Raw genomic sequence first — 21,426 nt, 5'->3', positions numbered from 1 at the left:
CTCTATGTTATTGCAGATATTACTTGATCATTTTTGCAAAGTGCTCCAAAGTGCGAACCAGTTGAGCAGTGTAGGACATTTCATTGTCATACCAAGCTACAGTTTTAACCAATTGTTGGTCGCCAACAGTCAGAACTTTAGTTTGAGTTGCATCAAACAGGGAACCGAAAGTGATACCTTGGATATCGGAAGATACGATTTCGTCTTCTGTGTATCCGAAAGTTTGTGGATCGGAAGCTTCTTTCATTACTGCGTTAACTTCTTCAGCAGTAACTTTTTTACCCAATACAGTCACGAGCTCAGTCAGGGAACCAGTAGCTACTGGTACACGTTGAGCTGCACCGTCGAGTTTGCCTTGCAGTTCTGGAATAACCAAACCGATTGCTTTAGCAGCACCAGTTGTGTTAGGGATGATGTTTTCAGCTGCTGCGCGAGCACGACGGAAGTCACCTTTAGGGTGTGGAGCATCCAATGTGTTTTGGTCGCCAGTGTAAGCGTGAATTGTAGTCATCAAACCTTGAACGATTCCGAATTTGTCTTGCAGTGTTTTTGCCATAGGTGCCAGGCAGTTAGTTGTGCAAGATGCGCCGGAGATTACAGTTTCAGTACCGTCGAGGATTTCATGGTTTACGTTGTAAACGATGGTTTTCATGTCGCCAGTAGCTGGTGCGGAGATAACAACTTTCTTAGCTCCACCTTTCAAGTGTTTCTCAGCTGCTTCTTTAGTTGTGAAGAAACCAGTACATTCCAGAACGATATCTACGCCCAGGTCGCCCCAAGGAAGTTCTTCTGGGTTACGGTTAGCCAATACTTTAACTTCTTTGCCGTTCACTTTGAAGAAGCCATCGTGTACTTCAACATCGCCATCGAAGCGACCTTGAGTTGTATCATATTTAAGCAAATGAGCCAGCATTTTAGCATCAGTCAAGTCGTTGATTGCTACAACTTCAATGCCCTCTACATTTTGAATACGGCGGAATGCCAAACGACCAATACGTCCAAAACCGTTAATACCTACTTTAATCATGAGTAAGTTCCTCCCAAGTTTTGATTAATTTTTTATGAAGCTTATATATTCAAGACAGACGGTGAAGTCCGTCAAGACAACAATGGTTGTGGTGCAAATAAACCTTATTCCATTTCAGCGACGATGACTTCAGCAGCAGCCTCATCAATAATCAGAATATCTTCCTGACCAAATCGAAGAACAGAATGTATGGCAGCAGCCTTGCTCTTGCCACCTGCAATCCCAATCACAACATCGGTTCGTTCAATATCCTGGAGTCGCATGCCCAGCGTAAGCATGGTATGTACCACCTCACCCTGATCATTAAAGTAATAACCGAAGGATTCCGATACGGCCCCTTGCTCCTGGAGTTCATCTATGATCTCTGTCGCAAGTTTGCGGCGCCGTGCCATCTCTACGGCATCACCGATTCCATGAATGACAATCCGCGATTTTCGGATCAGCTGCAGAATCTCCTGAACACTCGGGTCCTGGATTAGTGATTCGTAGGCATGATCACTAAGCAAATCCGGTACATGCAAGAGTTTGTATTGGGCTCCTACCCGTTTTGCCATCGTGGATGCTATCGTGTTGGCCTGAATTTCGAGGCTTTCTCCCAGCCCGCCGCGTGCCGGTACAAACCAGACACCTTTCAGCGATGTTGGCGGAGTCAATTGCTCAGCGACTTCAGCCGTTGTTGAACCGCCTGTAACGGCGACAACATCGTTATCACTCATAATATTACCCAGAGCCTTCGCTCCGGCTCTGCCCAGCTCCCGTTTGGCAAATGGAGAAATGTCCGAATCGCCGGGAACCACAACTACCTTTTGCAGACCGTAGGCTTGCTTGATGCGTTCTTCCAGTTCGGATAATCCGAACAGCTCTTTGGCGACGGGTTCCAACTGCTGCAGCAATTCATGCCCTGCCTCACTGATCTTCATCCCTGCACTGTCAATTTCAATAAGTCCCTGAGCCTTTAACAAATCGGTCTCAGCCCTCAGAACCCGCTCGGTCATCTGCATGGAATTAGCTAACGTTCTTCGTCCGATCACATCCGATAACATGATCTGGCGCAGAATCGTATACCTCTTCTTCAAGACATCCATGAGATCAGGCAGAAGCTGCTTTTGCACTTCTAAAATCGTTCGCATGCTTTCCACTCCCGCAAGCTTCTCGTTCCAAGCTCTCTTTCATGGCCCTAAAACGTCCCGGGTTAACTTTTTAAGTCCCACGTCTATTCTACCTAAAACTGACGCGACATGCAAGTGTTTCGAAGCGTTATTTCGACACGTTTCAGGCATTTGTACGCGCCTATTTTCACAATATCAATCTCCCATGATCGAGAACAACCTGTTCGATACCATATATAGAAGCAAAGTAAAATTCTCATCTACATATTGCTTGCTATTGTCTTTCATATGGCATGTCCAAAACCTCTTTTAGCATTTACCTATTTGCGCTCTTTATCCACTTATCTTCATCATGATCATTTTCAGGGTATTCCAAACCAAAACAGCGAACATCTGCTTGCAATTCAATTGTTCATGAGCTATAATCATTATTGCTGTCACATATTTGAAGCTTTTATTTCAAAACTGCTTTTAAGCAACTATGCTCGCAGCAATAATCAATGTGCGCCCGTGGTCCAATGGATATGACGTAGGCCTCCGAAGCCTGAGATCCAAGTTCGATTCTTGGCGGGCGCGCCATTCTTAATTAGTAGCTCATAACACTCTTAACCAATGAAACCGAATAGGTTTCTTTTTTTTAAAACTTAGTTTGACTTTCTTTGACTTTTTGTTTGAAATTGTTTATGATGTGGGTAATACGGTAACAGTTTATATATAAACACCAATTTAACATTTACATTTCCGAGGAGGTTTTTCACGTGAGTTATATTCCAATGGTCGTTGAACAGAGCAACCGCGGTGAGCGCGCCTATGACATCTATTCCAGATTGCTGAAGGATCGTATCATCTTCCTTGGCAGTGATGTAAATGACGTTGTGGCGAATGCCATCATGGCACAGATGTTGTTCCTAGCTGCGGAAGATCCGGAGAAAGACATTCACTTATACATCAATAGCCCAGGCGGATCCATTACAGCCGGTATGGCAATTTACGATACAATGCAATTCATCAAACCGGATGTATCTACCATCTGTGTAGGTATGGCGGCTTCGATGGGTGCATTCCTTTTGAACGCAGGTGCCAAAGGTAAACGTTTTGCATTGCCTAACAGCGAAATCATGATTCACCAACCACTTGGTGGTGCGCAAGGTCAAGCTTCGGACATCGAAATTCGTGCCCGCCGCATCCTGAAAATGCGTGATACGTTGAACCGCATCATCGCTGAGCGCTCAGGCCAACCGCTGGAGCGTATCGAGAAAGATACAGATCGTGACTACTTTATGAGTGCTGCTGAAGCTGCTGATTACGGTATCATCGATAAAGTTATCGAAAACGTAGGTTCCCAGGGCATCTAAGCCAAGGCGAATTGCCAATTAAATGAATATGCCATATAGCCAACTCAAACGGCAACGCTCAGTTGAGTTGGCTATATGAAAAAAGGACGCTCTCGTCAATATGACGAGGGCGTCCTTTTTTTGATGATAATTTAAGAGTGCATGATACAAATTCAATCGATTCACTTAACTTTCATAGAAAATCTAATACTTTACTTGTCTGCTGTTAAGCCACTGAACGGCTCTGTGCCTTTAGGAAGCAGCTCTTTGTATGTGAACGGGAATTCCGGGAAGCCTTCCGCATAAGCTGTGTATTCATACAACTGGAAGAATACAACTACACCTGTTGGTGTTACATAGAAATCCTGATCTTTATTCAGACCTTTATAGCCTTCAAGGTAACCACCACTTGCTTTAAGCTGATCTCCCACTTTTTTACTTACTGTCTCACGTACGGTTTTATTATTTTGGATCACATCATCCAGACTCAATTCTTTACCGGAATCCAGAGCAAAGGTGTGACCTGTACGGAACGTCATGCCATGTGCGCCCGCATAATCTTGATAACTTTGCGTAATGAGCCCAAGCACACCATTTTCGTTATACGTCACCACATAAGAACTCTCAAATGCGTATGGACGGTTCGCTGCTGCGTCACCAAATTCCTTGGTTTGTTTTTTAAAATCCGCTACGAAAGCATCGACTTCATCTTTTAGCACCTTGTTGATAGCTGCTTCTGCTTTATCGTTAGCCAGTCCGCTCACCTGAGGATATTGAATATCGACTTCAGCGTTCTTGATGCTGACCTTCACTGTTGCCGCTTTGACTGTCACGCTATTTTGCTTCAATTTACTCAGCGTCAGTGTCTTGGCTTTTCCATCCCAGCTGCCCTGAACACCCAAATAATCTCTCATTGCAGAAAACGGAATATACAATCGGCCATTGATCAGCTTCGCTTCCACTTGCGGATAGTAGTTATTAATTCTAACACTCGGTGCCCCATCAATCAGGCTGATGGTCATCGTATTATTAGCTGCCGTTAAGGAGTATTCTTTAGTCTTAGCATCATATTTCAAACTTCCACCTGCAACATCTTTCACTGCGGTAAGCGAAACCCAAGTGGAGCCACCTTGAAGCAGTCCTTTTTGAGTAAGCGTTTTTCCTCCCGATTTCAGAGTTACCTCAGTAGGTGTTGTCACTTTCGTCGATACTGAAGCTGCCTGTACTGAACTTTCCTGCCATACAGTCCCGCTCCCCACAATAATTCCTGCCGCCAGTAGTGCACTTGTCCATTTTTTCCATGATGTCATATATAAAACTCCTCTCTCGAATTCAAATTGAGTGTCATTGCGTATGTATCCTGATTTGATCGTATGCCTCATACGCTCACCTCTTTATTATAATTAACCCAATTCCGGAAAGGTTTACAGCTCCAGTTACAATGTTGTTCGATCCAGATGCCTATAATGAAGGTTTTGTTACGAACAAATGGACAAAAAAGATACCAAAAACCAGCAATTCATTTCGTCATATTTCACCTCTTCTTTCCAAACTTCATCAAAGTCCGCCTTTATAACAAAAAAGACGCTGTCCGATGGACAACGTCTTTGTCATTATTGCCTTTCGCCCGCTCAAGCATAACTTTAACGGACATCCAGCCTTCATTTACTTTACTTATTTCATTTCATACGTAATATTCAGCGTTGTGCTTACTTTAACCTGTCCTGTTTCAATTTCTGTGCTACCAGCAGAATCAGCTGTTGCTTTGGACATCAGAGCCTCACTTGCATAGAACACAGGTACATTAGCGTCACCTTGGCTCACGGAGAGAACAGCACCCAGTTGACGTTTAACTGCTTTTGCAATAGCTCCAGCTTTCACATCAGCATTGGCAACAGCTTTTTCAATCACTTGAGCTTCAAAGCTCTCCGGTTTTTCTACCGTAAAACGCACATTCTCAATATTATTGGCACCAGCTTGGGATGAAGCATCCAGGAGTTCACCAATCTTGTCCATCTCCCGGTACGTTACAGTCAATGTATGATGAGCTGTGTACCCTTTGATCTTCTGTCCGTCTTTTTCACTATACGTGTAGTTAGGCTGTACGTAGAACTGGCTGGTTTGAATATCATCCGCACTGATTTTCCACGTACTTTTCAGCAGATTGCTAACTTTTTGAATTTTCGCTGCATTCGCTTTTTGAGCGGAGGCTGCAGTATCTGCTGTACTGTTCACTCCAATGGAAAGATAAGCGATGTCCGGCTTCACTTGAATCTCACCTGTACCCACAACGTTGATCACGTTTTGCTGTACCCCCTGTACCTCAGCAGCATACGCATAATTACTAGGTGCTACCCACGCAGTACCTCCTACAAGCAATGTACCTGCAACCATCACCGCGCCCAGCGGTTTCAACCATAATTTACCCATTACGTTAGCCTCCTTAAGTTTTAACATCTCAAACTCAAATCGATTTGATACCTAACAGACGGGCTTAATTCCATAATGTTGCACTTGACAGCCTTAAAACGCAAAAAAGCCCCTTTCGGGACTTCTTCATTGGGTTCAAATCATATCTTATTGGTTCTCAAGCTCTTCCTTGCTTACCAGACTAACTAAAGCGTTTACAGCCTGTTCGGCGTCCGCGCCTTCTGCACTAATCTGGATTTCCGTACCAGTACTGATTGCAAGGCTCATGATCCCCATGATACTTTTTGCATTTACTTTTTTGTCGTCCTTCTCGACGAACACTTCAGATGAGTACTTATTCGCTTCTTGAACGAACAGTGCCGCAGGTCTGGCATGGAGACCCGTTTTCAAACGGACAACTACCGGGTGCTTTGTCATGGAAACTTACCCCCTATTATGAAATCTGGACATTAAATACACAATTATATTTATAACATTATACCATATAACCAGAGCAGGACACTAGAAGAAAAAACTCAGGGTGATTGGGATGTCATTATTATGACCCATTTTAGCCTTTTTACATCACCTCATTACACCTGAGCAGCTCTCCTGATACTTATGGGCTGACTTTATACTGACCTTTTGGCGAAAACCAAAACAATCAATTCCCAGACTACCTTAATCTTAATTTAACCGTAACGCTCGGTACGAACCTTTTCTGCCAGCTCATCAATTTTGCGGAGCCGATGATTCACTCCAGACTTGCTGACTGTACCTTTAAGCAGTTCGCCTACTTCCTTCAAGTTGATATCCGGATGGGCGAGTCTGACTTCAGCCACTTCACGAAGCTTTTCGGGCAACGACTCCAGACCAACTTCCTTTTGCAACAGTCTGATGTTATCGATCTGTCTGACGGCTGCTCCAATCGTTTTATTCAGGTTCGCTGTCTCACAATTGACGATTCGGTTGACGGAATTACGCATATCTCGCATAATACGCACATCCTCGAACTTGAAAAGGGCCTGATGTGCACCAATGATACTGAGCAGCTCAATGATTTTCTCGCCTTCCTTAATGTATAGGATGAATCCTTTTTTGCGTTCTATACACCGGGCATTGAGATGAAATTCATTCGCCAGGTCCACTAGGGCCTGACAGTGCTCCTCATACATGGACGCAATCTCCAGGTGGTAGGATGAACCTTCGGGATTGTTGACTGAGCCTCCTGCCATAAATGCGCCTCGAAGATAAGCACGTTTACAGCAGTTATTATTGAACAGTTCTCCACTGATCCCGGGAGTAAACAGAAATCCTTCGGAAACAATGTACAGATCTTTTAGAATCTCCTGTACCATGGTTGGAATCCGAACAATATATACATTGTTCTTTTTCAGCCGCATTTTTTTGCGGACAAGCAATTCCGTATGCACTTGAAAATGCTTTTTAAGCAGAGAGTATGCCCGTCTTGCAATGGCGGCATTCTCCGTCGAAATATCCAAGATGACTTTTTTATTCGATAACTGCACCGCACCAAGCATACGGATGAGGGCTGAAAGTTCCGCCTTTTCGCAGCACGGTTCGCTTTCGATCATCGTTAGTTCTTTTTTTGTCTGTGCTGCAAACGACATGGGACTTCACCTCTTCCGTAACATCCAATTTTGTACAAGTTGATAGATGTGATGGCTCAGCTTGTCGGCATCATGGCGCAGATAAGTTCGGAATAGGACCAACGTATCCGCAACGACTTGATAGCCGGCACTCTTCAGCACATTCATATCCAGCACAACCGGTTTAGCTCCTTTTTCCGCATACTTATTCTGCACCTGCAGCGGAATATCACCATTATTTACAATGACATAGTCGAAAATTTGGTGTCCTACATGTTCATGTACCGCCTTGAGGTGGTCACTCACCGTGTAATTATCCGTTTCTCCCGGCTGTGTCATCACATTACAAATAAACATTTTTACTGCGTCAGCCTCAACGACAGCTTCAGCCAGCTTAGGTACAAGCAGATTGGGCAGAATGCTCGTGTAGAGACTACCTGGCCCAATCAGGATGGCGTCTGCCTGACGAATAGCCTCAACAGCCTCTGGCAACGGCTCCACGTGATCCGGTTCAAGGAAAACGCGTTTGATCCGTAAGCCAGCTTCAGGGATTTTGGACTCGCCCGTAACAATTGAGCCATCCTCCATCTCTGCATGCAGTATAACGGCCTGCCCGGCTGCCGGCAATACCTCACCCCGAACGGCAAACACGCGGCTAAGTTCCCGCACAGCGGTCACGAAGTCGCCCGATATATCCGTCATTGCAGCCAAAATCAAGTTACCCAGGCTGTGGCCTGCAAGCCCCGCGCCTGTATTGAAGCGATAATTCAGCATATCCGACAACAATGGTTCTACATCAGCCAGCGCTGTAAGTACGTTACGAATGTCGCCCGGAGGCGGCATTTGCAACTCATTACGCAGGATGCCCGAACTTCCTCCGTCATCCGCCACCGTCACGATGGCCGTGATGTCCAGCGGCTTTTCCTTCAAACCGCGCAGCATCACGGATAATCCGGTTCCGCCGCCCATGACTACAATTCTCGGACGTTCTCTTCGTGGTCCGGCTTCTTTCATCCCTTCACCCTCTTCAATGACGGTCCCGGTCGGCGTCGCGATGGCTCACGGTAACAGCCTCAGTTTCGCTGCTTCCCAACATTTTGCCCAAATATTCCGATATTGCTACCGAACGATGCTTGCCTCCGGTACAGCCGATTCCAATAATAACCTGGCTTTTGCCTTCCTTCCGGTATTGCGGAATCAGAAAATGCAGCATATCCAGCAGCTTGGTCAGAAACGCCTGCGTCTCCGGCCATTTCATAACATATTCGTATACATCACTATTCTGTCCCGTATTCGGACGTAAATGTTCAATATAATGCGGATTTGGCAAGAAACGAACGTCAAACACCAGATCCGCATCGATCGGAATACCGTATTTGAACCCAAACGATGTAATATTTACCGACAGCATATGGCTTTCCAGATGAGAAAAGCGGGATATGATGCGCTCTTTCAGTTGAGCAGGCTTCATCGTACTGGTATTCAGTACCTGAGTGGCGGAATTTTTGAGTTCCTCCAGCATCTTACGTTCCAGCCGGATGCCATCAAGCGGCATGCCATCAGGAGCCAGTGGATGTCTGCGCCTGCTCTCCTTATAGCGCTGGACCAATACAGAGTCTGTCGCGTCCAGGAATAGTATTTCACAATGAATGGTAAAATGATCTTTAATATAGTTCAGTGACTCGGACAAAGCCGTAAAGAACTCACGACCGCGAAGGTCGATAACCAGTGCGACCTTGCCAATTTTGCCGTTCGATTGCTCAATCAACTCCGCGAATTTCGGAATCAATACCGGCGGAAGATTATCCACACAGAAGAAACCAAGATCCTCCAGGCTTTGTACTGCAATCGTCTTGCCTGCTCCGGACATGCCCGTAATGATAATGAGCGTGGCGCCTGTGCCCGGTGAAACTTCACCTTCAAGCATAAATGTCCCCTCCTTATCATATTGCTGTCGGATTATACTGTTACGAGGTTACTAGGAACGCAAGAGAAGACCCGCCGCGCCAACAATACCTGCATTGTTGCCAAGCGTTGCTTCAAGAATTTTAACCCCTTCTTGCAGCGGTTCAGGTGTCAGTTTCGCAAACACAGTCCGTACTTCATCAAACAAAATATTACCCGCTTTGGATACACCGCCACCGATAATGAACATCTCAGGGTTAATCACAGCCGCTACAGCCGCCATCGATTTGCCCAGATAGAATGCTGCACGATTGACGATACGAAGAGCAACTTCATCGCCCGCTTTAGCAGCATCAAATACTTCTTTAGCTGCAATCTTATCCACGAGTGCCAGTGATGTATGGTCTCCACGCTCTACAGCGTCTTTGGCCATACGAATAATTCCAGTTGCTGAAGATACAGTTTCCACGCATCCCATTTTGCCGCATCCGCATTGAATTGCTTCCAGATCAGGAACAACACTGACATGACCAAGCTCACCAGCCATACCGGAGAAACCTTGATAGATCTTGCCGTTCAAGATCAGTCCACCACCAACGCCTGTACCAAGCGTATAGCATACACAGTTGTCCACGCCCTTGCCAGCACCTGCCCAAGCTTCACCCAGTGCAGCCACGTTTGCATCGTTATCTATTTTGACTGGCTTGCCCAGACGTTCTTCCAAAATCGAACGAATGGCTACATTCCGAAATCCAATGTTAGGGGCAAGAACGATAATTCCCTCGCGTACATTGGTGAACCCAGCCACTCCTGCTCCTACACCTTCAAGCTGTTCCCAGCTGTAAGGCGATTCGGCAACGATATGACGGACATACTTTTCGATGTTGGCAATGACCGTGTCAACGCCCTTATCCACTTCAGTCGGTCCTTCATACGTATGCATAAGCTGACCGTGTTCATCACATATACCGACCTTGATTGCTGTTCCGCCGAGATCGACCCCAACGTAGATTTTCTCAGACATGCTACAAGCCACCTTTATCTATCTATAATAGTTTAATCCTACGTACCAACTATAATTGAAGGATACGCCTGGGTCAAGACGATAAGACCTTTGCTGTGATTAGCTTCCTCGCTATTGTGAACAACATCACAGGCTATCTTTGAATACGTATACAACCTCATTTGTCTCTATTAAAAACGCAGGCTTTATCCCTTCCTCCATAGAGGAGGAGGCCTCAACTCATGATATTGCATATCCACTCGTTCCATGCGTAAAAGATGACAATTGTCATCTGAATCTCATGACAATCCTTACTAATCACGTCTCAGGCAGTTCGATAAGATGGAAATATCTTGTAGAACAGAACAAGGACGTGATTCAAGATGAGCTCACCCGTTATAAAGCTTGAACAGGTAAGCAAAAGGTACGGCAACAAAGAAGTTGTCAACAATATCTCCTTAGAGATCAGCCGTGGTTCGGTTGTTGCGATCCTTGGCCCTAATGGCGCCGGCAAAACAACAACCATGAAAATGATGCTCGGCTTGTCCACTGCTACATCAGGACTTGTGACTGTGCTTGGCCAAAAACCGAATCACACACAGGTTCGACAGAAGATTGGTGTCATGCTGCAGGATGTGAGTGTAATGGATGGGCTTACCGTTCGAGAGATTATAAGCATGGTACGCAGCTATTATCCCGCACCGCTTCATGCAGACCATATCGAAGAACTGACGGGACTCCCTCCAGCCGACTTAAATAAAAGAGCAGAGAAGCTGTCCGGCGGACAAAAGCGCAGCCTAAATTTTGCCCTCGCCATGGCAGGTAATCCCGAAATTCTATTCTTTGATGAACCTACAGTCGGACTGGATTCGGAAACAAGGAGACATTTCTGGGAACGAATCCGCCAGCTGGCACAGGAGGGTAAAACCGTAATCTTCACAACGCACTACCTCCATGAAGCAGATGAAATAGCGGATCGAATCATTCTCTTTAACCGAGGTACCATTGTTGCAGACGGAACACCAGGGAATATCAAGGCCGGAATCACCATACGAACGATTTCCTTTTCAACTACGCATAGCATGTTCACCAATGATGATGTGTCCAACACGGAGATGGCATCCGTAGTCGATGTCCGTGCACAAATCGAAGAGCTGCCCGATGTAGACGGGATCGAATATCACAAAGATCGTTACATTCTTCACACCAAAAATACAGATGTGCTGCTCCGTCACCTCATTGAACGCGGGATTCCCGTTAGTGACATCCGAATTGAAACCGGACAGCTGGACGATGCCTATGCAAACCTGATGGAAAGCATGAAGGAGGAAATTTGATATGTTGATGCTTCTCGCTCAATCTCGTGTTGAAATGCTCCGCATGTCCCGCAATGTCTACTTTATTTTCTGGTCCTTGATGATGCCCGTCGCCTTCTATTTTCTTTATACGCGCATCTTCACTACAGGAACAACAGATTCAGAACAATGGAATGCCCACTACTTGATGTCTATGACCTGCTTCAGCATCATGGGATCCTCGATCATGACACTCGGTATCCGACTTGTCCAAGAAAGAGCACAGGGTTGGGTCGCTTACTTGCAAGTGACTCCGTTACCCAACTCGATTTATTTTGGAGGCAAAATGGTGGGACAAACGATAATGCACCTGTTTTCCATCTTCGTCATCTTTACAGCTGGATTCCTGATTAATGGTGTATCACTTCCTCCTGCTCAATGGATCGGCTCCGCCCTTTGGATTCTGGCTGGTTCTCTCCCCTTTCTTGCACTTGGCACCTGTATAGGAACATTCCGACGGGTGGACACCGCCAGTGGATTGAGCAACGCTCTCTATCTATCTCTGGCCTTGCTGGGTGGGATGTGGATGCCTCTTGACATTATGCCGAGCTGGCTACGACAGATCGGCAACTGGCTGCCCTCCCATAGCTTTGGCAATGGAGCGTGGGTTATTATAGCCGGAGGCGTGCCTGCCCTGCGCGATATCCTACTTTTGGCAGCATATCTGGTGGGTTTTATGTTACTATCCACATATATCCGTAATAAACAAAGGGAGGCGTAATCTTCAAATATGCTTCAGCATTTCGAGCTTTTCCCAAAGCGATATGGCTTTTACCCGTATATATGGATGATCTATCTGGCTATGCCAATCTATTATTTGTGGAACGCACAGGGACATGAGTGGTACATCGGCGTAACCTCCTTCATCGTATTTATCCTGACTTATCGGCAACTCTACATGACATCAGGTACCTCACTCTTTTCCTATTGGCTTAGCCTACAGATGCTTTGCGTTCTGGTACTAAGCCTGGTGATCGATCCCAATATGTTTTTCCTCGGATTTTTCACAGCCAATTTTATCGGATGGTACACGGAAAAACGTCAGTTCCGAATGTTTTTGGTCATATTCGCCATTGTCCAGACCATTCCAATTGCTTTAAAAATTCAATACCTTAGCGCTTATCAACTCATGTTTTTTGCACCATTTTACCTTATTATGCTTGCTTCACCCTTCGGGATCCGTTCCATGCTGGATCGACAAAAGCTGGAGGCCCAGCTGGATGAAGCTCAGCAGCATATCAAGGAATTAATCAAACGTGAAGAGCGAATGCGAATTGCCAGGGATCTGCATGATACCATGGGACATACGCTCTCGCTGATCACACTGAAGAGTGAGCTGGTTGCCAAACTCATTGTCAAAAATCCCGAACGTGCCTTACAGGAAGCACGGGAGATTGAGCGCACCTCCCGCGCGGCATTGCGGGAAGTACGCCAGCTTGTCTCTGACATGCGGGCAATCAGCATGGTTGAAGCACTTGCCGATGCCAAAGAAATGTTGAAGAGTGCTGATATCGAGCTTCAATTAATAGGAGAACAGGGCCTATTTCATGATGTTCCCGATCTAACCCAGAACATGGCGAGCCTCTGTCTGCTTGAAGCCGTAACGAATATTGTAAAACATAGCAAAGCCACTTGCTGTGTAATTAAGCTGGAACGAACGCATGATGGCATAAGCATACGGGTTAAAGATAACGGTAATGGCATTAGTCCTGGTGAACATCAAGGCAATGGCCTAAAAGGCATGTCTGAACGACTGAACCTTATCGACGGCTCCCTCCATATTTCCTCGGACTCTGGAGGAACTGTTCTTGTCTTTTCTTTTCCCTTGATCGCCACTGAACACCAAGGAGGAATTCGAGCATGATTCGTATTTTGATTGCTGAAGATCAACGCATGCTGAGAGGTGCACTTGCCTCACTGTTAGACCTTGAAGATGATTTTGAGGTCATCGGTGAAGCAGGTAATGGAGACGAAGCTCTGAAGCAGATTGGTTCCCTCCATCCGGATATATGTCTTATGGATATTGAGATGCCTGTGATGAGCGGCCTGGACGTAGCGGAACGCATACAACAACTCGGACTGCCCTGTCGTATTATTATCCTCACTACCTTTGCCCGTCCGGGATTCCTGGAGCGTGCCATCCAGGCTGGAGTACAAGGATATTTGCTTAAGGACGAGCCGAGCGATCGTTTGGCAGGAGCTATTCGTCGGGTCATGAATGGTGGACGAGAGGTTTCCCCAGAGCTCGTTTTTGGTGCCGCCAAAGAAACGAATCCGTTAACTGAACGTGAAAAAGAAGTGCTTAAGCTCGCAGCCACGGGTATGAATGCCAATCATATCGCTGCCTCGCTTCATCTTTCCTATGGTACTGTGCGCAACTACCTGTCTGAAGCTTTTAACAAGCTTGATGCCAAGAACCGTATGGAAGCCGTCAGCATTGCAGAGCAGAAAGGATGGTTGTAGAGAATAGCGCGCTCGGTTCATAAGTACCAACAAATGTACTAAATACATCCACTTACATACATCTTCCAGTGAATATGGGCAGAGAAAAACGCCTTCCGGGAACGGGAGGCGTTTTTCTCTACTTTTATGAACGTTACCTGTACCTAAACCTATCCTTCAGCAGCTATTCAGCTACTGGTCACAACTTCGTTTCCACACGTACAGGCTCTTCCGTTTTTTCCATCTTGTTGACGTCCAGAATATCGAGCAGGAAGACAAAGATCGGAATACCGATGATAAGCCCCCAGATCCCCAGAAAATGTTGAGACAGAATCAGTACGATAAACGTGTAGAACATCGGCAATTTGGTTTTGTGCGCCATCAGCTTCGGATTCAGGAAGTACGTCTCCAACGCATGAATGATGACGATCATAATGATCACGATCACACTGAGCTGTAACCCACCCAGTTGATAACCGATTAGACACAGCGGAATCAGTGAGATGATAACCCCCGCAACGGGTACCAGACTCAGCATGAATACCAGAATGGTCAGAGCGAACAAATATGGGAAACCGAGTATCCATAATCCCAGAATCGTCAAAGCTGTATTAAAGACCGCAATCAACAATTGTGCCTCGATCACTTTACCAAAAGAAGATACAAACTTATCTCCAAGATAAGCCACTTCATTATAGAACCATCCGATCTTGCTTGTTTTGAACTTGGCGGTGAACTTGGAAATCTCCCGCTTCTGCAACAAGAAGAACAGACTCAGAATGATGACCAGCAGAATGAACTCCAACCATTTGCTTAACGCAAAAATATACTTTAAAGCATCGTTGGTATAGTTTTTGATATCGAACGATTGAAGATAACCTGCAATTTTGGAAGCAAAATTATCTCCGTCAGCAGTATCAAGAAACTTCATGATCTCATTCGTCAACTGAACGACCTGATCCACAATCCGTGGTGAATACCTGGAGATGCCCAGTACAATGGCTGCAATAACGATAAGATAGAGCAGGATGACTACAACTTTATAGTTAACCGGAAATAAACGATTCAACTTCTCTGTGATAAAATGCTGCAACCTGTTCATGACATACGTCACCAGGAATAACAGCAAAATCATGTGCAGCATACTCCCCATGCTGAATAGAACCAAACAAAACAACAGCAGAATGAGAAAACGCCGCACTGTTGCATTTTGTAACCAATCTTTTATCATTTCCCCCAAAGTCTTCACCTCACAGCTAATATGCCCATTATGTATACGATCTCATGCCCACTTTGGTTTCAAAAAAAGAGAAGCCTTCCGGCTTCTCACATCATGAGACTTCCCGTTGTCTCTTCTACTTAATTTATGCCAAACCATGCCCTTTTCATGCTTACTTATCCAGTGTTTCGCTCCAGTCATGTACAATGCTTCCTTCGAGGAATTTCTCGCAGTCCATTGCAGCCATACATCCTGAACCTGCTGCTGTAATGGCTTGACGATACTTCGTATCCTGAACATCACCGCAGGCGAACACACCCGGAATGTTGGTCTCGGTTGTACCCGGTTTAACGACAACATAGCCGTGTTCATCCAAAGTAATTTGGTTGCTCAGGAACCCCGTATTTGGTGTATGTCCAATGGCAATGAATACGCCATCCGCTTCAAGCAATTCTTCCTGTCCAGTCTCGTTATTGCGTACCTTAAGCCCTTTAACACCAAGAGCCTCAGGCACAACTTCGAGCGGTGTACGGTTCAAAGCCCATTTCACCTTCTCATTGCTGCGAGCCCGATCCTGCATAATTTTCGAGGCACGTAATTCGTCCCTGCGGTGAACCAAGGTAACGTCTGTTGCAAAACGGGTCAGGAAGCTGGCTTCCTCCATTGCGGAGTCTCCACCGCCAACAACGACGATCTTTTTACCACGGAAAAAGAATCCGTCACAGGTGGCACATGTACTTACCCCACGTCCCACATTCTCCTGCTCTCCGGGAATGCCGAGATAACGGGCCGAAGCGCCGGTAGAGATAATGATCGATTCGGCTTCCAGTTCACCGATGCCTCCAACTTTAACCTTGAAGGGCGGTTTGCTGAAATCCACTTCTTCCACCCAACCATTTTTGAACTCAGCTCCAAAACGCTCCGCTTGCTTGCGCATATTGTCCATCAGTTCCGGACCCATAATGCCTTGCGGAAAACCAGGGAAATTCTCAACTTCCGTTGTCGTCGTCAATTGACCACCCGGCTGAAGACCTTCGATAACCAGTGGGTTTAGATTAGCACGAGCCAGATATATCGCTGCTGTCAGACCCGCAGGTCCGGTTCCGATCACAATCGTTCTGTATTTAGACATATAGATACAGCCTCCTTAATAAGGTTGAGAGTGTGTTGAGTGGCGATTAACTTGCTATGATGATATCCTACAGGCATGTCGAGACCTATTCGTTAAGTTTACCCGTTTTCCAGGCTTATGTATCCTTCACGCAATGAAGTCTATCCCAAAGCGAGATTTTCAAGGAACATTTACTGGACCGGTGGGTTGGAATTGCACACTTTATTGATTTGCCGTGCATATTTGCTGACGGTGGCAGCTGATATGCCGTACCGGTCGGCTATGCTTTGGTAGGTCACTGGACGACTATGAATCTTAGCAGCCAGATATTCCAATCCCGCTGCCAAACCTTCAATTTGCTTCGTGCCAGGTACTTCCGGGTGCACGCGAGATACATAGTCTTTCCACAGCCGCTCCATTTCTTGCTGCAATTCGGCTTTGGCTTCAGACATCTGTAATGCACGGTCCACGACCGCCTGCCAATGCGAAGAAGCTTTCGCCTCCGTTTGTTCCGTCAAAGATTCCATCTTCGGAATGGTTCGTTGGCTCAATGCAGTTAACGGTCGCAGAACAGGAGAATCATCCTGCTCAGCTCCTTCTGAACCAAGACCGTTTAACACGGAACGAGCGGCTTCCACCAATTCCTGATCTTCACCAGGTTCCTCGATAAAGGATTGCAGTGCCTGCTGCACCTCATAATCACCAATCATGCCAAGAGCATGAATGACCTGGAGCTTGGTAGCCCGATCCCCATGTCGCAACGCCCAGAAGAAAGAGGAACGGATCAATGGATCATTTTTCATCTCTTCAGGTATGCCATTGCCATAGTTCTCCCATTGTCTGAATTGCTCGTCAAATGGCAGATGATAGTGATAACTTAGTTTCTCCGGATCTTTTTCTCCCTGTTTCACTGCCTCAAGACCCGACAGATAGTACCGGGATACTTCCGAACCCGGATCCAGCTTGCCCACATGACGCCACAGACGTTCAGCGGAATCGTAACGTTCGGTATTATAAGCTGCGACTGCTGCATAATGTGCGAGAGCCGGATCCGCAGCGGTTTCTTCATCCTTCAACAGCCGACGGAAATGTACATAAGCCGTATCATGTTGACCTAGGATACCCATCGTGGTAGCCAGCTTGTAGACCTGTTCGTGCTGGAAAGGCACGATGACACGCAATTTTTTGATCAGAAGCAGCACTTGGTCTGCTCGATTCTCGTTCTGATGAAAGATCGCCAGATTACACAGTGCATGCAAATTACCAGGCTCCTGCTCCAGTACCTCGGCAATCGTCTCTTTCGCCTTGGGAAACAGCCCCATATAATAATAGGCAAGCGCCAAGTTGTTGCGAGCAGCCAAATAATCAGGATACTCGGGTGACATGCCTTCCAGCAGCTCAGCCGCCTGTGCAAACTTCCCTTGTTCCAACAATTCCCGCGCCTGATCGTGTTCAACGACACCCTTACGTGATTTGATCCGGTTCAGTTTGGCTGGTCGATCCAGCTCGTAGTACAGAAGCTCCATCATCTCTTCGGCTTCCGTCATAAACTGACCTTGGGTATCCTCCTCCAAATACGTAACAAGCGCTTGCTCAGCTTCTTCAAACCGATCCATATTCGCATAATTGTTCGCCATGTAGAAATAACATTCCGTCATGGACGGATCTACCACGTCGAGCACATGCGCAAGAACGGCATTGGAAGCCTCGTAATCCCCCTTCTCTGATAATATACCCGCCATATTACAATGATTCACCGGATTTTCCGGCTCATATTCAACAGCTTTACGAAAATATTTTAATGCCTTGTCGACGTGATTACGGTCCAGCGAGCGGACAGCTCTCTCAAAAAAGAAAGAAGCATCCAAGTGAATCGGTATTACATTGGCAAGGTGTCCCTCAGCCCGCAGTAGCTTGCCCTTCATCTTCCAAGGCACCTCCTCTTTGCTTTCATTCATACTCTCCAGTATACCACATCTTAAGGCCCACTTCTCAATATGTAGTTTCATGTCGTTTATGCCAAAAATGCGCAAAAAAGATGACACTTCTCATCCCTTTCGAATGAAATGTCATCTTTTTGCTTCATGTACTCTTCCTTATGGAGAGATTCATCAGAATTACAGCTTTAACGCCATGGATGGCGAAAGAGAGATATGAACCGTCTTGTGGAAAGGAGTCATAAAGTTAACCAGTACAACCTTACACTTATTAGGCAGCTTTGCCTCACGTACGGTTGCTGCCAAATGCCCTACCTCGCCTCCGATCAGCTCAATCCAGTCATCTCCACAGGAATAACGCAACGTGCCGCTCTTCCACAGATAATGGCCTTCACTTGTCTCAAGCAATTCCCCATGGGAAAGCTCGCCCTCGCTTCCGAACACGAAAGAAAGCTGCACCATAAGCGACTCCGGCTGCTCTCCCGCCAGTTTCAGGGTCCAGCCATTTTCCGTTCGTAACACTTCCGTCTGTACAAGGAACGTCTGCTCATGGGTGAGATCTCGACTCTGATGGGGCAACAAATACCACGGACTGATAGCTGTTCCCGCCGTCTCAGGCAGTTGACTATCCGGGATCGGACCATAGTAGCCTTTCTTCTGTTCGCCCGTTAGAAGGTAACCTGCTGGCAATCGAGACATGTGCTGCATCGGCACATATCCTGGATTAAAATAGGAGGCCAACTGAACGGCCAGTAGACGTACGGCACCATGACGAAGGGCAAAGAATGAAGGCACCTCCGTCATTACAGTCGCACTTGTATTACCGGAACGAATACGTGCTACAGGTGCGCCGAAGTCCGTATGCAACCGGCTGTGTGAGATGTGTCCATGATGACCTGCCGAATCCATTCGCTGTAAATATTCCTCCCGCACAAATCGTTCGTTCAGTATGATCTCGTACAGCTCAGGCAGCTGTTCGCGTGTCTTACCTGCCTGCTGCTGAAGCTCAGGCTCCAGCAGCAGCCGGACGAGCGCATTGACCGAGCAGACGCCGGGATCTGTTAACATTTCTCCAGCCCAATCCGCCATGCCGGCAAAGATCGGATCACCGTCCAACCGGGCCATAATGGCATACGGCAAGTAATACGGTGATAAATCCTGCACGCTCCCCAGATCCTGGCGCCCTGAGTAATCCGTAACAACCTCACCTGTTGGATGTACTAAATACACCATCATGCGAAGATTGAGTCTCACCGGGTCCAGCAATTCAGGGCGGTTCAACAGGCGTGCCGCATGAATCAGCATGATGTCGCTAACCGCGCTGTAGATTCCGTTGCTTCGTTCAGTCCACTCCCCATCAGGCGTAATATCCATACCTTCAGCCAGCCACTGCTCTGCACGCTGCACAGCTTCCTCCAGGTCAAACAATTGATGCAGGAAACCGAGCGCCGCGCATAGCACCCAGCGATGATTCGGCGTATGACAGCCTCCAGTCAGCAAGACTGGAACAGTTCGTTCCAGAAACAGGCGCATATTGTCCAGTACAGGTTGCAATGGCTCCCAGTCCTGCTGCTGAAGAAGTTGATATAACTGGGCATATCCCACGACAAGAAATGCGGTATCCGGTGGAGAATGGGAATTGGTCCAACCAGGAGAGATGGAGCCGTCTGCATGCTGATTCCGGAGTACGTACTCCGATGCAAGCTGAAGACGATTTAACAGATCTTCATCCCGATAATAGATCGAATCCGGATTTGCAAGTGCAGCTCCCCAGTAACACATGTCCGTAGGTGTTCCGGTCGTATGGTTGACCCAGGCGATACCTGTAGAGGGGTCAATCGTTCCTCCATAATAGCGGCTGTCCGGATCAAGCACTTGCCGCGATATCCCTTTTTGCACTGCTCTGTCATTGCTTTCCACCAGTTGTCTGTACATGTCCATTCCCTCCAAACAAATGCCGATGAACGGAATATTCGGCGCAATAATTCTTGTCATCTGGTTAATCACGATTGGCTTAAGAAAACCTATGATCAGCCCTTAACTGCTCCAAGCATGGCACCGCTAACAAAATATTTTTGCAGCCATGGATAGACGAGCAGAATCGGTACGGTTGCAAAAATAACGGTGGCCGCCTTGAGACTTTCCGGGGTTAATGGAGCGCGATTGGCCCCTTCCATCTGTGTGAGCTCACTCACCATGTTGTTTTGCACCATTTGGAACAGTTTGAGCTGAAGTGGATACAGCTTAGGATCATTAATGTACATCAGGGAATCCTGAAAGCCATTCCAGCGGCCAACAGCATAGAACAACGCCAAAGTTGCCATGACCGGCATTGACAGCGGTAATATGATTTTCAACAGTGTATGCAGATGTGAACTGCCGTCAATTTCAGCGGACTCCTCCAGACTTTCTGGTATACCATTGAAAAATGAGATCAGGATAATCAGGTTAAACGGACTGACCAGACTTGGCAGAATTAGCGCCCACGGCGAATTAAGCAAGTGCAGGTCACGAATGAGCAAGTACTCGGGAATGATCCCCCCGCTAAAGAACATCGTAATGATGATCACGTACATGAAAAGCTTGCGGCCCTTCATTTTTTTCTTGGTCAAGGGGTATGCAGCTGCGATTGTGAATACCATGCATAGCACCGTTGTCACAATCGTTAACAGGGTCGTAAATCCCAAGGAATACAGCATCGAATGATCGGAGAACACCTTAACATACGCATCCCAATTGAACTCCTTAGGAAAAATGGTGACTTCACCCGATGTAATGGCACGATTGGAGCTTAATGATATGGCAATCGTGTGCAGAAACGGAGCGAGACAGAACACGACGAACAAGCTAATAAACAGGATGATAACGGTATCAAAAATCCGGTTTGAGGTGCGTTCACTCATATGCGCACAACTCCTTTACTGATGGTATACATATAAAGCAGCTTAGCGTACCTTCTGTTCTT

General features: G+C 46.6%; 19 protein-coding genes and 1 tRNA gene. 6 read left to right on the top strand and 14 right to left on the bottom strand.

What is annotated here, in order from left to right; translation table 11 throughout:
- Positions 1-19 precede the first annotated feature (19 nt).
- Complete coding sequence (gene gap / locus HP548_RS03240) at positions 20-1,027, bottom strand: type I glyceraldehyde-3-phosphate dehydrogenase (protein WP_056695277.1); 1,008 nt, start codon at positions 1,025-1,027, stop codon at positions 20-22.
- Positions 1,028-1,131: 104 nt separating this feature from the next.
- Positions 1,132-2,157, bottom strand: coding sequence for a sugar-binding transcriptional regulator (locus HP548_RS03235; RefSeq protein ID WP_076291987.1), 1,026 nt, complete (start codon positions 2,155-2,157; stop codon positions 1,132-1,134).
- A gap of 483 nt (positions 2,158-2,640) precedes the next feature.
- Here HP548_RS03235 and HP548_RS03230 point away from each other — a divergent pair.
- Positions 2,641-2,715 (top strand) — tRNA-Arg (locus HP548_RS03230).
- Positions 2,716-2,894: 179 nt separating this feature from the next.
- Positions 2,895-3,491, top strand: a complete 597-nt coding sequence (clpP, locus tag HP548_RS03225) for an ATP-dependent Clp endopeptidase proteolytic subunit ClpP (RefSeq protein ID WP_072735760.1) — start codon at positions 2,895-2,897, stop codon at positions 3,489-3,491.
- A 191-nt stretch (positions 3,492-3,682) separates the two neighbouring features.
- On the opposite strand, the gene HP548_RS03220 is transcribed toward clpP, so the two are convergent.
- The 7 genes from HP548_RS03220 to HP548_RS03190 form a co-directional block, all read right to left on the bottom strand.
- Positions 3,683-4,780 (bottom strand): PdaC/SigV domain-containing protein, encoded by a 1,098-nt coding sequence (locus HP548_RS03220; protein WP_175380880.1) that lies wholly within the window; start codon positions 4,778-4,780, stop codon positions 3,683-3,685.
- Positions 4,781-5,144: 364 nt separating this feature from the next.
- Entirely contained in the window at positions 5,145-5,900 is a 756-nt protein-coding gene (locus tag HP548_RS03215) for an SIMPL domain-containing protein (protein ID WP_175380879.1), read from the bottom strand.
- A gap of 147 nt (positions 5,901-6,047) precedes the next feature.
- Positions 6,048-6,317, bottom strand: coding sequence for an HPr family phosphocarrier protein (locus tag HP548_RS03210; protein WP_017691248.1), 270 nt, complete (start codon positions 6,315-6,317; stop codon positions 6,048-6,050).
- Between the two features lie 254 nt (positions 6,318-6,571).
- Positions 6,572-7,510 (bottom strand): DNA-binding protein WhiA, encoded by a 939-nt coding sequence (gene whiA / locus HP548_RS03205; RefSeq protein WP_076291990.1) that lies wholly within the window; start codon positions 7,508-7,510, stop codon positions 6,572-6,574.
- Positions 7,511-7,516: 6 nt separating this feature from the next.
- Complete coding sequence (locus tag HP548_RS03200) at positions 7,517-8,503, bottom strand: gluconeogenesis factor YvcK family protein (protein ID WP_053782950.1); 987 nt, start codon at positions 8,501-8,503, stop codon at positions 7,517-7,519.
- 13 nt (positions 8,504-8,516) lie between these two features.
- Positions 8,517-9,416, bottom strand: a complete 900-nt coding sequence (rapZ, locus tag HP548_RS03195; protein ID WP_175380878.1) for an RNase adapter RapZ — start codon at positions 9,414-9,416, stop codon at positions 8,517-8,519.
- Positions 9,417-9,467: 51 nt separating this feature from the next.
- Positions 9,468-10,418: an ROK family glucokinase gene (locus tag HP548_RS03190; RefSeq protein ID WP_063566497.1), complete on the bottom strand. Its 951-nt coding sequence runs from the start codon at positions 10,416-10,418 to the stop codon at positions 9,468-9,470.
- A 362-nt stretch (positions 10,419-10,780) separates the two neighbouring features.
- On the opposite strand from HP548_RS03190, the gene HP548_RS03185 reads away from it, so the two are divergent.
- From HP548_RS03185 to HP548_RS03170, 4 genes are read left to right on the top strand one after another with little or no spacing between them, the layout of a single operon-like run.
- A complete protein-coding gene (locus HP548_RS03185) occupies positions 10,781-11,734 on the top strand; it encodes an ABC transporter ATP-binding protein (protein ID WP_099859267.1) in 954 nt (317 codons plus the stop codon).
- A gap of 1 nt (position 11,735) precedes the next feature.
- Complete coding sequence (locus HP548_RS03180) at positions 11,736-12,473, top strand: ABC transporter permease (RefSeq protein WP_099859266.1); 738 nt, start codon at positions 11,736-11,738, stop codon at positions 12,471-12,473.
- A gap of 9 nt (positions 12,474-12,482) precedes the next feature.
- Positions 12,483-13,616 (top strand): sensor histidine kinase, encoded by a 1,134-nt coding sequence (locus HP548_RS03175; protein WP_099859265.1) that lies wholly within the window; start codon positions 12,483-12,485, stop codon positions 13,614-13,616.
- Positions 13,613-14,215, top strand: a complete 603-nt coding sequence (locus tag HP548_RS03170) for a response regulator transcription factor (protein ID WP_175380877.1) — start codon at positions 13,613-13,615, stop codon at positions 14,213-14,215. Before HP548_RS03175 ends, HP548_RS03170 begins: the two co-directional genes overlap by 4 nt.
- 178 nt (positions 14,216-14,393) lie before the next feature.
- Here HP548_RS03170 and HP548_RS03165 read toward each other — a convergent pair whose 3' ends face one another.
- From HP548_RS03165 to HP548_RS03145, 5 genes are all read right to left on the bottom strand, one after another.
- The gene (locus HP548_RS03165; RefSeq protein WP_076292022.1) at positions 14,394-15,425 is read right to left on the bottom strand and encodes an AI-2E family transporter; all 1,032 of its coding nucleotides are present in this window, start codon (positions 15,423-15,425) and stop codon (positions 14,394-14,396) included.
- Between the two features lie 160 nt (positions 15,426-15,585).
- The gene (gene trxB / locus HP548_RS03160; protein ID WP_063566502.1) at positions 15,586-16,545 is read right to left on the bottom strand and encodes a thioredoxin-disulfide reductase; all 960 of its coding nucleotides are present in this window, start codon (positions 16,543-16,545) and stop codon (positions 15,586-15,588) included.
- Positions 16,546-16,715: 170 nt separating this feature from the next.
- Positions 16,716-18,449: a tetratricopeptide repeat protein gene (locus HP548_RS03155; RefSeq protein ID WP_076291995.1), complete on the bottom strand. Its 1,734-nt coding sequence runs from the start codon at positions 18,447-18,449 to the stop codon at positions 16,716-16,718.
- Positions 18,450-18,641: 192 nt separating this feature from the next.
- Entirely contained in the window at positions 18,642-20,396 is a 1,755-nt protein-coding gene (locus HP548_RS03150; protein ID WP_175380916.1) for a hypothetical protein, read from the bottom strand.
- Between the two features lie 95 nt (positions 20,397-20,491).
- Positions 20,492-21,364 (bottom strand): carbohydrate ABC transporter permease, encoded by an 873-nt coding sequence (locus HP548_RS03145; RefSeq protein ID WP_175380876.1) that lies wholly within the window; start codon positions 21,362-21,364, stop codon positions 20,492-20,494.
- Positions 21,365-21,426 lie beyond the last annotated feature (62 nt).

Source organism: Paenibacillus taichungensis, from assembly GCF_013359905.1.
GTDB classification, from domain to species: Bacteria; Bacillota; Bacilli; order Paenibacillales; family Paenibacillaceae; genus Paenibacillus; species Paenibacillus taichungensis.
This window is presented reverse-complemented; position numbering and strand designations above follow the sequence as displayed.